The sequence below is a fragment of the Altibacter sp. genome (assembly GCF_019913785.1).
Classification (GTDB): Bacteria; Bacteroidota; Bacteroidia; order Flavobacteriales; family Flavobacteriaceae; genus Altibacter.
In genome coordinates this window covers 22,226-35,257 of sequence record NZ_JAIOHK010000043.1, presented here as the reverse complement: position 1 = coordinate 35,257, position 13,032 = coordinate 22,226, and the positions used below count along the sequence as shown (strand labels likewise).

The window sequence follows — 13,032 nt, the reverse complement described above, 5'->3', positions numbered from 1 at the left end:
TACGACGTAAGAAAAGTACTACCAAAACTATTAGATAAAGGCTTCGGAAATTCGTTGAACTGCAGTTTTTAGCGAAAAAACAGACTAATTGTTCAGGGATAACAATTCTTCAAGATAATCTCTTGAGTTAGAGAGTCTTGGCACCTTGTGCTGTCCGCCCAATTTATTCTTCTGCTTTAGCCAATCGTAAAAAAGACGCTCCCTACCACAGTGAATGGTAGGTGCTCGCAAGGTGGTATTGTTAAATCGCTTGGCTTCGTAATCGCTGTTTACCTCTTGTAAGGAGAGATCGAGCAATTTGGAGAAGGTGTTAAAATCTTCGGGAGGTGTTTTAAATTCGATGATCCATTCGTGCGCCCCTTTTTCTTTGCCATTCATAAAGATAGGAGCGGCGGTGTAATCTACAATTTCGGTATGGGTGAGTTTGGTGGTCTTCCGAAGTGCTGCTTCTGCATTTTCAATAATCAATTCTTCTCCAAAGGCATTGATATGGTGTTTGGTGCGTCCTGTAACTTTTATTCGGAAAGGGTTGGTTGAAGTAAATCGCACCGTATCGCCTATTTTATAGCGCCACAGTCCGGCATTGGTTGTGATTACTATTGCATAGTTTTTGTCAACTTCCACTTCGCTCAACGGAATGATGGTTTCTTCGGAAGAACCGTACGTGTCCATAGGAATAAATTCGTAGAAAATTCCGTAGTCCAACATCAACAGTAGTTCCTTATTGGCATTGCGATCTTGAATAGCAAAAAACCCTTCCGAAGCATTGTAAATTTCATAGTATCTGAAATCTGCTTTCGGCAATAACTTATTGTACTGTTCAATATAAGGGTCGAAACTCACCCCCCCGTGAAAATACACTTCCAAGTTGGGCCAAACCTCAAAAAGGTTGGATTTTCCGGTGGTTTCCATTACGTTGTTCAGTAACACCAGCATCCAGGAGGGTACGCCGGCCAGGCTCGTCACATTTTCCTTTATGGTTTCGTCTACGATGGCTTGCATCTTGGTTTCCCAATCGCTCATCAATGAAATTTCGCTACTCGGTGTACTGCTGAATTCCGCCCAAAACGGCATATTGTCTATCAAAATGGCCGAAAGATCCCCGAATACGGTACCATTTTCCTCATACAATTCTTTGCTGCCACCCAAACGCAGACTTTTCCCTAGAAATAATTGAGAATCGGGATTGTTGTTCAAATACATGCAGAGCAAGTCTTTACTAGCGGCGTAGTGGCAATGTTCAAGCGAATCGCTACTCACGGGAATAAATTTACTTTTTGAATTGGTGGTCCCGCTGGATTTGGCAAACCATTTAATGGGGGTAGGCCAAAAGATGTTGGTTTCCCCCTTTCGGGCACGTTTAATGCGCGCTTCGTTGTCTTCGTAAGTAGTTACAGGAACGCGCTCTGCAAATTGGCGATACGAATGAATACTTTCAAAGTCGTATTCTTTGCCAATTTCGGTATACTTTGCCTTCTGAAGTAAGTTTTGCAATAACTCATCCTGCACGTCGATAGGGTATTTCAGGAACAACTCAATTTGGTGGAACCGTTTCTTCAGGAACCAGGTGGCAATCGAATTGACTATGGGTATTGGCATTTTTTGACCTATCTTTAAGCAATAAAAATAACGATTTTCTTCCAATGAATTACGAAGGTGTTTTAACAAAGATGCAGACCGAAAACGGCACTCCTATTCAATACTACCTAGTTTTTGAGAATGACTTCCTAAATGTCAATCAGTTACTGGACAAAAAGGTGTCTATTGAATTTTTGCGCTATCAATGCCTAAACTGTGGTTTGGAAAAGAAAATATACCGCCAAGGCTTTTGCTATGACTGTTTTTTTGAGATTCCACAGGCGGCAGACTGGGTTATACGGCCCGAATTGAGTACGGCACATCTCGACAAGGAGGATCGCGATTTGGAATATGAAAAAAAGGTGCAATTACAGCCTCATATTGTGTATCTGGCCAATAGCAGCAATGTTAAAGTGGGAGTGACGCGTAAGAGTCAGGTGCCAACGCGATGGATCGACCAGGGTGCGCATGAGGCCATCGAGATCGTTGAAGTTCCCAATAGATATTTGGCCGGAATCACCGAAGTTGCCTTAAAGGACCATGTAAGTGATAAAACCAACTGGAGGACCATGCTGAAGAACGAAATCAAGGATGAAGATCTGGTAGCATGGCGCAACAAATTGAAGCCGTTTATTCCGGAAGAAGCAAAAGTCTATTATATTGAAAACAACAAGGAAACCAACCTCGATTTTCCGGTGTTGCAGTATCCTACCAAACTGAAAAGCCTCAATCTGGATAAAACCCCCTTTTACGAAGGTCTTTTAAAAGGAATCAAAGGGCAGTACCTACTCTTTGAAGACGGTACGGTTTTCAATATTCGCGGCAGTGAAGGTTATGTGGTTGGAATAACTGTTCAATAATACAGCAGTATTAGCGGTCAATTTGATCTTTCAGAAATAATTTCAAAATCTCTTAGTTCTTCTCCAAGTTTCAGCCCGAATCTTCTTCGGAATAAATAAACCGCGGCGTACAAAAACGGCGTGTCACAGGCGGCGATAAGCACTTTAAATAAAAAGCCACTCAGCAGCAACGGTCCAAATAACGCCCAGTCAATCTTTCCGAAGCTACACAACAATAGCAATACAGTGAACGTGTCGATAAATTGAGAAAGGAAGGTGGAGAAATTATTCCGCAGCCAAAGGTGTTTTCCCTTGGTAACGCGTTTCCAAAAATGAAAAATCCTAATGTCGATATATTGGGCAAACAAATAGGCCATCATGGAGGCAAACACCGCTACAGCCGTTGCTCCAAAAACCTGGTTGAACAGGGCGTCGTTGACAGGGCTCCAAGTTGTAGCCGGGACGGCACTCGATACAAATACGATTAAGAGCGAAAAGAAAGAGGCGAAAATCCCGGCAGTAACCACCTGATTTGCTTTTTTCTTTCCATAAACCTCACTAATAATATCGGTAATTAAAAAGGTGATGGGATAGGGTAATATGCCTACGGAGATTTCAAACGTATATAATCCGAAAAAGTCCCAATGAAAAAATTTCTGGAAGATCAAATTGGAAACTACCAAAGAGGCAATGAATAATGCGCCTAGAATCAGGTAGATGCGTTGTGCCAACAAGCGGTCTTTGATGGTGAGTCCTGCCTCCATTTTTTTGATTAGATACAAAGATAATGGTCAGTCGTATTCTTTTCCTTATTTTCGTCTTAAATGTTATAATCTCGATTCTATTAAACTTTCACAAGACATATATCTATCGCTGGGGAGTAATTTGGGCAATCGTTTTGAGCTATTGCAGCAGGCTGTTGATGCCATTTTTGAGGAGATAGGAACCATTGTTAGAATATCTTCGGTATATGAGACTCCCGCTATGGGTTTTGATGGGAGTCCTTTTTTGAACTGTGTACTGTTGGTGCAATCCACTTTATCACCCCATCCACTGTTGTCGAAAATACTTGAGATAGAAAAAACAATGGGGCGTGAACGAATTAAATCTAAAAACTATGCTTCACGACCTATCGATATAGATATTTTACTGGTTGATGATGAGGTAAAGAAGTCAAAAACCTTGACCATTCCACATCCGGAACTGGCTAACAGAAAATTCGTGCTTCAGCCTTTGGCCGAAGTGAATGCGAAATTGATACATCCTGTACTTCAGAAGAACGTGATTAAATTATTGTCTGAAACCAAGGATAAGAGCGAGATCGTAAAGCAGTCTAAATGGCTTACAAATCCGCTGAAAGAGTACGATCTCTCGTCATACAATTACATTGCTATTGAAGGGAATATAGGTGCCGGAAAAACCAGCCTAGCCACACAAATCGCAGCCGATTTCAATGCAAAATTGATCTTAGAACGGTTTAAAGACAATCCCTTTTTGCCGAAGTTTTACGAACAACCCCTGCGGTATGCCTTTCCGTTAGAAATGTCCTTTTTGGCCGATAGGTATCAGCAATTGTTGGAAGATATCAAACAATTCGATCTGTTCAAGGATTGTGTCGTGGCCGACTACGACGCCTATAAGTCGCTTATCTTTGCCAAGGTCACCCTGCAAGAAGAAGAATTTGAACTGTATAAGAAACTTTTTCATTTAATGCATAAGGAACTGCCGAAACCCGATATCTATATTTATTTGTATCAGAGTACCGAGCGGTTGTTGGACAATATCAAAAAGCGGGGTAGAAAATACGAACAGAGTATTGAAGCTTCTTATCTTCAGAAGATCAATGAGGGCTATCTGGAATTTATAAAAACACAGCACAACGATAACATAAAGGTGATCGATATTTCCGAGCTCGATTTTATGAAAAACAGAAAGGATTATCTGTCGGTGTTGAAAGCGATCACCGGATAATTAGCTGCAGTTCAGCTTGCTGAAAAAATCCCAAACTACCACGCCTACACTTACCGAAATATTCAGCGAATGTTTGGTGCCGTATTGTGGAATTTCGATCACCGCATCGCTCATTGAAACCACGTCTTGTTGTACGCCCTTTACCTCATTCCCGAAAACCAACGCATAGGTGGTTCCTTCCTGAGGTGAAAAATTATGTAGCGACACTGCCTGTTCGGCTTGTTCGATGGCTGCAACAAAAACACCTTCGGCTTTTAATTTTTTAACGACTTCTAACGCCTCTTCGGCATATTCCCAGGCTACACTTTCGGTAGCACCGAGCGCCGTTTTGTGAATGTCTTTGTGGGGTGGGGTAGCCGTAATACCGCAGAGAAATATTTTTTTGATAAGGAAGGCATCGGCGGTACGAAACACAGATCCAATATTGTTCAAACTTCGAATATTATCCAGAATAAGGATGAGCGGTGTTTTTTCGGCTACTTTAAATTCAGCTGTATCGATTCGGTCTAATTCGCTATTTTTTAGTTTTCGGTGCTTCATGATTCGAGAAAGGACAAAGGTAGATTCTAGACGGTCAAAAATCTAACAAACCGCGGGGAAATTGTTGATAAAAGGAGATAAATGAGGGGGGATCCACTTCTAAAAACGAGAGAGATTTTTTACTTTTACGAGTTCAGCAAGTAATTGAAAATGACGAAGAAGGTGACTCCCTTAATGAAGCAGTACAATACGATCAAGGCAAGGTATCCCGATGCCTTGTTGCTGTTTCGCGTGGGAGATTTTTACGAGACCTTTGGCGAAGATGCCGTTCGCGCTGCGGGGATATTGCATATCACGCTCACGGCGCGGAATAATGGTGGAGATGATGTAGAATTAGCCGGGTTTCCACATCATTCCTTGAATACCTATTTGCCCAAACTGGTGATGGCGGGTTGCCGTGTTGCGATTTGTGATCAATTGGAAGACCCAAAGCTTACTAAAACCATTGTAAAACGAGGGGTAACCGAGTTAGTAACGCCGGGTGTTGCCCTGAACGACGATATACTGCAATCCAAGTCCAATAATTTCCTAGCAGCAGTACATTTTGGTACCGAAAGTATCGGGATTTCCTTTTTGGATGTTTCGACCGGAGAATTTCTTACGGCCCAGGGCTCGGCTGAGTATATAGACAAACTCCTTCAGAATTTTAACCCTTCCGAAGTTTTATTCAGCAAGCAAAAGCGAAAGCGCTTTTCGGAAACCTTTGGCGACAATTTTCATGTTTTTCATTTGGAAGATTGGGTTTTTCAGACCGATTATGCCAGAGAAACACTTGAGAAGCATTTTGACACACAAAACCTAAAAGGATTTGGTGTGGATCATTTGGAAGCAGGGGTCATAGCTTCAGGGGCGGCATTGCATTATTTAGGGGAAACGCAGCATCACAAGTTAGCGCACATCACGAAGATCTCTCGTATAGCCGAAGATGAATATGTGTGGATGGATCGTTTTACCATTCGAAATTTAGAATTGTATCATTCACAGCAACCGCAGGCGGTGACACTATTGGACGTAATTGACAAGACTATCTCACCCATGGGAGGTCGTATGTTAAAGCGCTGGATGGCGCTTCCGTTAAAGAAGGTGGAAAAGATTACGCAGCGGCATGAGGTGGTAAGTTATTTGCTGGAGCATGAAGTTGTTTTGGAGAAAATTCAGAAGCACATCAAACATATTGGCGATCTGGAGCGGCTTATTTCGAAAGTGGCTACCGGAAAGATACAGCCTCGAGAGGTGGTTCAGTTAAAAAATTCGCTGGAAGCTGTTGTTCCTGTGAAGGCGGAAGCACTTCAGTCTAAAAATGAATCGGTTAAAAATATTGGTGAGCAGTTGCACGCGTGTGAATTGCTTCGTGAAAAGATAAAAGAAACCCTTAATGAGGCGGCTCCGGTCAATATTTTAAAAGGAAATACAATCGCTGCCGGATTTCATGAGGGTTTGGATGAACTCCGAAGTATATCAACGGGGGGGAAAGAATACTTGGAGCAGATGTTGGAACGCGAGACCAAGCGTACCGGGATCACCTCCTTAAAAATTGCAGCCAACAATGTGTTTGGTTATTATATTGAGGTTCGGAACACCCATAAGGACAAAGTGCCGGAAGAGTGGGTTCGCAAGCAGACCTTGGTTAGTGCCGAGCGTTATATTACGGAAGAATTAAAGGAATACGAAACGAAGATACTGGGTGCCGAAGAGAAAATTTTAGCACTGGAACAGGAACTGTACGGAAAATTGGTACAGTGGATGCTTCAGTTTATTGGCGAAGTACAACAGAATGCGGCACTAATTGCCCAGTTGGATTGTCTGTGTTCGTTTGCGGTGCAGGCTAAAACGGCCAACTATACACGTCCTTTGTTTGATGATACCTTCGATCTGGATATCAAAGAAGGGCGCCACCCTGTTATTGAAAAGCAACTGCCTCCGGACGCGCCTTTTATTGCCAACGATGTGTTCTTGGATCGAGAGAACCAGCAGATCATTATGATTACAGGGCCTAATATGAGTGGTAAGTCGGCCATTCTACGACAAACCGCCCTTATTGTGTTGCTAGCCCAGATGGGCAGTTTTGTGCCGGCGCGTGCTGTACGTATGGGGAGTGTGGACAAAATTTTTACCAGAGTAGGGGCGAGTGATAATATTTCTATGGGGGAGTCTACCTTTATGGTGGAGATGAACGAAACGGCGAGTATTTTAAACAATGTTTCGGAGCGAAGTTTGATCCTGCTAGACGAAATTGGAAGGGGAACCAGCACTTATGATGGGATATCCATTGCCTGGGCGATAAGTGAATATTTGCACGAACATCCTTCTAGAGCCAAGACCTTGTTTGCTACGCATTATCACGAGTTGAATGAAATGACCGAAACCTTTTCAAGAATTAAGAATTACAATGTTTCGGTAAAAGAATTAAAGGACAATGTGTTGTTTCTTCGGAAGTTGGTACCGGGGGGATCACATCACAGTTTCGGAATTCACGTAGCAAAAATGGCCGGGATGCCTCAGGCGGTGTTGCATCGTGCGAATAAAATTCTGAAAAGACTCGAAAAATCACATTCTTCCGAAGAATTAACCGAAGAGATGAAGGCGCTTTCGAAAGAGGAAATGCAATTGAGTTTCTTTAAACTGGACGACCCGCTTTTGGTTGAATTACGCGATGAGATCCTTGATTTAGACATAGATACGTTGACACCTGTAGAGGCTTTGATGAAGCTGAATGAGATAAAGCGAATGCTGCAGAGAAGCGCTACGGTAAAGTTTAAAAAATAACCGGGATTAGATTCTCAACTTTTACCAAATAATCCTTTGCTTTTGTTGTAAATATTTTAAATTTGCATCCGCTTTAGGAATAAAGCTTTGTTCTTTAATCACGCGAAAATAGCTCAGTTGGTAGAGCGCCACCTTGCCAAGGTGGAGGTCGCGGGTTCGAATCCCGTTTTTCGCTCACAATCGCTTACCACGCTGAAGTGGTGGAATTGGTAGACACGCTGGACTTAAAATCCAGTGGGCAGAAATGCCCGTACGGGTTCAAGTCCCGTCTTCAGTACAGATGAGAAAAAACCAAGTCGGAAGGCTTGGTTTTTGCTTTGACAATGTTGTTGCGGGACTCGCCTTGAGCAATTCCCGTCTTCAGTACAGATGAGAAAACACCAAGTCGGAAGGCTTGGTTTTTTTGTTTTACTGAAATGCAAACTACTTTTTAATTTCTTATATTTATTCCTAAACTAATATAATAAATATGGGTGTAGGTGCTTTATTTTTCGGAACAGTGGCGGTAATAGTTTTGCTGGTTATAATGATTGAGATTAGAGAACGGTGTTAAGGTAGCCGTTCTGCTTTGACTCACCATTATAGATCGTCACTCAGGATTTTTTTGATCTCTTCGTCCACATCTTTTTTCAGGTCATCTGAAGAGATGCTTCGCTTACTAATGCGATACGATATATAGATTAGGAAGAACAGTATGGGTAAGATGGCAGGTAAAGAATACCAGAAATCGAACTCATCGATATATTGGATTTTGTAATTGATTACTCCGGATAGTTGGAATAAGAACATGGTCAATGGGACCAGAATCGCATATTTCCACCAATTGTTGGATGTTAAGAACCAAATTCCGGTGAGCGATACAAAGGTAATCTTTGTAAACAAGGCATGCATATACGCCTGCACACTCCCAAAGCCTCCGGAATCAATCAACCCAAAAAAGGTATCCCACTCTTTGCCGTCGGCAGGGGCGTATTTATAGATATAAAATAAGAAAGGTGTTGCGATCAAAAAAAGTGAAAGCAACACCCCTGTGATAATATTTCGTCTTCTATCCGTTTGGCGGAACTTCGTATTTGTCTTTATCGATTTGCTGCTCATCGGTTGTAAGTGCTTCTGGGGTACAACTTGCTGCTAAGGCAAGAATAGCTAAAATAAACATAAGTTTTTTCATAATAACGGGTTTTTCGGTTAAATTCTAAACGAAGGTATGGCGTTATTAGGAATTTTCTAATAGTGTAAATAAATTAAGATTTTAGTACTTTTATCGATTTATTTTACCTTTTATCGAACAATATTACATATAATTTCCCAACCAGCAAATTACCGACAGGAAAATATACTGCAAAAAATAAGGTCATGCCCAATGCGAATACGTGTTCACCAAAAAGTCGATCTAAAATATTGTTAGGATAAATATAAGAAGTTCCCATGGCATAACCACCAAATTCGAGGAATCCCATCGCAATTAGACCATATGCATATTGCGTATAAAAAGGATATTCTCTTAAAAGGATGGAAATAGGAACCATATATAATAGGTAGGTTGGGATAATCTGCCACCAGTAGGTAAATTTTGCAATTTCGGTAAATTGACCAAAAGCATTCATTAGAATGCCCCAAAGTATATACACTATAATATACAGAAGCAGCCTATCTCGCTCCACGCGAATGAGTTTTTGTAAAAGATGATGTATATGAGCTTTCATTTTTACTTTACCCCCATTATTTGATTATCGAAAATAAAAAAACCCTGTTATTTCTAACAGGGTTTTTTTATTTTTTAGACGAGAAAACTAGTTGTTCTCCATCTTTTCTTTCATGTCTTGGGCAGCTTTGCCAATAGAATCTGTAGTAGATTCGATAGCATCTCCAGCTTCGTCCATAACATCTCCAGCGTCATCCATAGCTTCTTCAACAGCATCACCTGCATCATCCATTACTTCTTCTACAGAATCAGCAGCGTCTTCAGCTTTCTTTTCTGTTTCTCTACAAGAGGTTACAGATACGATTAGGCATAAAGCTGCGAAGGATAAAAATAATTTTTTCATTGTTACTTTAGATTAGTGATTAATAGGGTATAAAAGTAGTTATTTTTTTTATAGATAAAGAGGTAGGTTCATATTTTTCAATCTCTTACCCAATTTTTTAAATGGAAACATCAATAATTGGAATAATTCCTAAAATATAATGGATTTATTCCAATTTTATATATATTTGATTATGAACAAAGAAGTAGCTATCGAGGCAAGACGTTTTAAGAAAGTGAGAGAAGAATTGCATTTCACGCAACAGGCGTTTGCCGAATTGTTGGACATAGGAAGCACCACAGCCGATATTGAACGCGGAAAAACAAAGATTACCGGAAAAACAGTGATGGAATTACTGCGGAAATTTCAAATAAATCCCCTGTGGTTATATGGGCAAAGCATTGCACAATATGTGAACATAGAGGTTGGAGATGTGAGCCCGAAGGTGATCACAATCGATAAGGAGGATAATGATACCATTTTATTGGTGAATCAAAAGGCGGCAGCCGGCTATCCGCACAATATACAAGATGTCTCCTGGTATGAAACGCTACCTGCATTTAATATCCCGTTACCCCAATATCGAAATGCAACCTACCGTGGTTTTCAGGTGGAAGGAGATAGTATGTTACCCAATATTCGACCTAACGAATGGGTCTTGGGAAGAGCGGTACCCAGTATTTCTGAAGCAGATGACAGCAAGATATACATCATCGTGTTAAACGATTCGGTTCTCGTAAAGAAATTGCAAAAGATCCCGAACAACCTAACTCAGGTGAGGCTTATTTCTTTAAATATAGAGTATTTACCCATTGATGTGCACGTACGAGAGATTCAGGAGTTGTGGTTGGTAAACAGTAAATTGAGCTTTGGTGTCGATGAACCCACAGACAGTTCACTATTGCGACAATTACAGCATTCAATGGATGAATTAAAAGGACAGTTAAAAAATTTGAATACATAAAAAAGGCGATTCATTTTTAGAATCGCCTTTTTTATGAAAAAATCTTCTAATTGTCATCTCCAATATTGTCAATCACTTTATCTATTTCTTCATTAACTTCCTTGTCCACTTCTTTAGCGGCTTTTTCTAAAATACCTTCAGCATCTTTTTCTGTTTTCTCAGTTTCTACACGTACTTCACGAACCACTTCTTTGGTTTCTGTTTTGGTTTCACGACAAGCAGTTGTGCTAAATCCTGCAAAAATAATAGTAATAAAAATGAATAAAAATTTCATATATGTTATAGTTAATGTTAAATTATTGAACAAAATTACATGAATTAGCAACTCTATTGTCGTAATGTTATGCCAAAGTTTGAAGATATATTTATCGAGTTTTATTTAAGACAATTTATTATATGAATTTTAGTCAGTTATTCAATTTTCTTAAAAGACTTCAGCAAAACAATTCCAAAGAATGGATGGATGCGCATCGGCAGGAATACTATGACGTTCGTGATTTCTATATCGATTGGCTCGATCGTTTAAATGTGAAACTGGCGGCCATAGACGATGGATATTTTGATACCCCGGGCAAGAAGGCCATCAACCGAATCAACAATAATTTGATGTTTCATCCCAATCGCCCTATTTACAAAGATCATTTTGGCGCCGGCTTGGATCAACGCAGCAAACAAGGCGATTTCTATATTGAATTGGGGATCAACGGATCCTATATGGGTGGCGGCTATTGGCACCCTTCCTCAAAAGTTTTAAAAAGCATTAGAGATGCCATCGATTACGATGGAGAGGCATTCAAGAAAATTATGGCCAAGAGTAGTTTTAAAAACCTTTTTGGCGACCTCATTGAAGACGATGTGCTTAAAACAGCTCCCAAGGGATATTTCCAAGATCACAGGCATATTGATTTGTTACGCCGGAAGTCTTTTGCCGTTGTTCATAAGGTATCACAAGAGGAGGTAGAAAGTCCAAACTTTACCGAAAAGGTGATTGAAGTGTATAAGGAACTATTACCCTTTCGAAGGTATTTAAATCAGGCCGTCACCGTGTAATTTTCGAATAAAGGACATTATTTTTTCGGTGGCTCCGGTATTCCGATTTACAAAGTGTTCGCAGATCATTCCGGTTTTACTTCTAAAAGCAGCATCACCAACTAGCTTTTTCAGAATAGCCGTGCATTCTTCGGCAGAATTTATGGCGTATAATCCGGCTAATTGCCGTAATCGCACTGCCTCGGGGAAATTGGTATAATTCTTACCTATTACAATAGGAACCCCAAAAGTGGCTGGCTCTAAAATATTGTGTAAACCGGTTGTCCCCATGGCTCCTCCCACATACGCAATATCGGCATAACTGTAAATTTTGGTGAGTAGCCCAATGGTATCAACGATCATGATAGGATATGTGTCGAGTTGTTTTCCTTCTTTTTCTGAAAAAAGCACACTTGGCTTGGTTAATTTTTTTCGGAAAGCCTCTATCTTCGAAGCCTCTATCTTATGCGGAGCGAGTATAAATTTTATATGTGCTTCCGATGTATTTATATACTGCAATAAAACGGCCTCGTCTTCAGGCCAGGTGCTGCCACAAACAATACAGCACTTTTCCTGTTTGAATTCAGCAACAAAATCCAATGTATTGTCCTGTTCAATTTGTCGCGAAACTCTGTCAAAACGGGTATCACCACTTATGGTGACATTCCGAAAATCGATTTGCTTCAAAAGAACATCGGAAGCCTCATCCTGTACAAAAAAGTGAGTGAAACTCTGTAGTGCCTTCCGCATAAAGCCTCCATATGCTTTGAAGAAAATTTGTCTTTCTCGAAATAGCCCTGAAATCAGTAGTGTAGGGATGCGTTGCTCTTTGAGTTCCAAAAGGTAGTTGGGCCAAAAATCATACTTGACAAAGAAGACCAATCCGGGACGAACCGCTTCGATAAACCGTTTGGCATTGCTTCGGGTGTCCATAGGCAAATAGACAACAACATCGGCCAGAGGCGTATTTTTTTTTATTTCAAAACCTGAAGGTGAAAAAAAGGAAACCACAATCTTGTGTGTTGGAAACTCTTTTGAAACAGCCTCCATTATGGGCACGCCTTGTTCAAATTCGCCCAAAGAAGCACAGTGAAACCAAATGCTTTTATCATTAGGCTGTATCTTGGAAGAAAGTGTTTCGAAGACGCGCTGTCTGCCTTGTATAAACAACTTCAGTTTTTTACTGAAAAACTGAGCCATCCATAAATGGGCATAGGTAATTTTCGTTAAAAAAGTGTATAAAATCCGCATGCATGATTTCTGAAATGCTAAAATACGCTTCTTTATATAATTACATTGCTTGCCGTTTTCAATTTTC

General features: G+C 40.6%; 14 protein-coding genes and 2 tRNA genes. 7 read left to right on the top strand and 9 right to left on the bottom strand.

Translation table 11 applies throughout. The features are described 5' to 3' along the window. Window positions 1-84: 84 nt before the first annotated feature. Entirely contained in the window at window positions 85-1,599 is a 1,515-nt protein-coding gene (locus K8F54_RS07195; RefSeq protein WP_290788964.1) for a GH3 auxin-responsive promoter family protein, read from the bottom strand. Window positions 1,600-1,643: 44 nt separating this feature from the next. Here K8F54_RS07195 and K8F54_RS07190 point away from each other — a divergent pair, with 44 nt between their 5' ends. Beyond that, complete coding sequence (locus K8F54_RS07190) at window positions 1,644-2,438, top strand: DUF2797 domain-containing protein (protein WP_290788963.1); 795 nt, start codon at window positions 1,644-1,646, stop codon at window positions 2,436-2,438. Window positions 2,439-2,455: 17 nt separating this feature from the next. Here K8F54_RS07190 and K8F54_RS07185 read toward each other — a convergent pair whose 3' ends face one another. Next, window positions 2,456-3,181 carry a queuosine precursor transporter gene (locus K8F54_RS07185; RefSeq protein ID WP_290788961.1) on the bottom strand — a complete coding sequence of 242 codons (726 nt, stop codon included), beginning with the start codon at window positions 3,179-3,181 and terminating at the stop codon, window positions 2,456-2,458. 79 nt (window positions 3,182-3,260) lie between these two features. Between K8F54_RS07185 and folK the strand changes: the two genes are divergently transcribed. Continuing rightward, window positions 3,261-4,388, top strand: a complete 1,128-nt coding sequence (folK, locus tag K8F54_RS07180) for a 2-amino-4-hydroxy-6-hydroxymethyldihydropteridine diphosphokinase (RefSeq protein ID WP_290789006.1) — start codon at window positions 3,261-3,263, stop codon at window positions 4,386-4,388. Here the strand turns inward: folK and K8F54_RS07175 are convergent, their stop codons facing one another. Continuing rightward, window positions 4,389-4,928 carry an RNA methyltransferase gene (locus tag K8F54_RS07175; protein ID WP_290788959.1) on the bottom strand — a complete coding sequence of 180 codons (540 nt, stop codon included), beginning with the start codon at window positions 4,926-4,928 and terminating at the stop codon, window positions 4,389-4,391. 150 nt (window positions 4,929-5,078) lie between these two features. Here K8F54_RS07175 and mutS point away from each other — a divergent pair, with 150 nt between their 5' ends. The 3 genes from mutS to K8F54_RS07160 all read left to right on the top strand — a co-directional run bounded on the left by mutS (window position 5,079) and on the right by K8F54_RS07160 (window position 7,971). Next, a complete protein-coding gene (gene mutS / locus K8F54_RS07170; protein ID WP_290788958.1) occupies window positions 5,079-7,694 on the top strand; it encodes a DNA mismatch repair protein MutS in 2,616 nt (871 codons plus the stop codon). A 102-nt stretch (window positions 7,695-7,796) separates the two neighbouring features. Then, window positions 7,797-7,869 (top strand) — tRNA-Gly (locus K8F54_RS07165). A gap of 16 nt (window positions 7,870-7,885) precedes the next feature. Beyond that, window positions 7,886-7,971 (top strand) — tRNA-Leu (locus tag K8F54_RS07160). 302 nt (window positions 7,972-8,273) lie between these two features. Here the strand turns inward: K8F54_RS07160 and K8F54_RS07155 are convergent. From K8F54_RS07155 to K8F54_RS07140, 4 genes are all read right to left on the bottom strand, one after another. Beyond that, on the bottom strand, window positions 8,274-8,717 hold the full coding sequence (locus K8F54_RS07155) for a hypothetical protein (protein WP_290788956.1): 444 nt from the start codon (window positions 8,715-8,717) through the stop codon (window positions 8,274-8,276). Window positions 8,718-8,742: 25 nt separating this feature from the next. Beyond that, on the bottom strand, window positions 8,743-8,865 hold the full coding sequence (locus K8F54_RS07150; RefSeq protein WP_290788954.1) for a hypothetical protein: 123 nt from the start codon (window positions 8,863-8,865) through the stop codon (window positions 8,743-8,745). A 103-nt stretch (window positions 8,866-8,968) separates the two neighbouring features. Continuing rightward, complete coding sequence (locus K8F54_RS07145) at window positions 8,969-9,400, bottom strand: hypothetical protein (RefSeq protein WP_290788952.1); 432 nt, start codon at window positions 9,398-9,400, stop codon at window positions 8,969-8,971. Between the two features lie 87 nt (window positions 9,401-9,487). Continuing rightward, entirely contained in the window at window positions 9,488-9,742 is a 255-nt protein-coding gene (locus tag K8F54_RS07140; protein WP_290788950.1) for a hypothetical protein, read from the bottom strand. Between the two features lie 172 nt (window positions 9,743-9,914). On the opposite strand from K8F54_RS07140, the gene K8F54_RS07135 reads away from it, so the two are divergent. After that, on the top strand, window positions 9,915-10,685 hold the full coding sequence (locus tag K8F54_RS07135) for a LexA family transcriptional regulator (RefSeq protein WP_290788948.1): 771 nt from the start codon (window positions 9,915-9,917) through the stop codon (window positions 10,683-10,685). A 46-nt stretch (window positions 10,686-10,731) separates the two neighbouring features. On the opposite strand, the gene K8F54_RS07130 is transcribed toward K8F54_RS07135, so the two are convergent. Continuing rightward, window positions 10,732-10,959, bottom strand: coding sequence for a hypothetical protein (locus tag K8F54_RS07130; RefSeq protein ID WP_290788946.1), 228 nt, complete (start codon window positions 10,957-10,959; stop codon window positions 10,732-10,734). Window positions 10,960-11,081: 122 nt separating this feature from the next. Between K8F54_RS07130 and K8F54_RS07125 the strand changes: the two genes are divergently transcribed. Next, a complete protein-coding gene (locus K8F54_RS07125; RefSeq protein WP_290788944.1) occupies window positions 11,082-11,735 on the top strand; it encodes a DUF2461 domain-containing protein in 654 nt (217 codons plus the stop codon). Here K8F54_RS07125 and K8F54_RS07120 read toward each other — a convergent pair. After that, window positions 11,712-12,965, bottom strand: coding sequence for a glycosyltransferase N-terminal domain-containing protein (locus K8F54_RS07120; protein WP_290788942.1), 1,254 nt, complete (start codon window positions 12,963-12,965; stop codon window positions 11,712-11,714). The genes K8F54_RS07125 and K8F54_RS07120 overlap by 24 nt on opposite strands. Window positions 12,966-13,032: the final 67 nt, after the last annotated feature.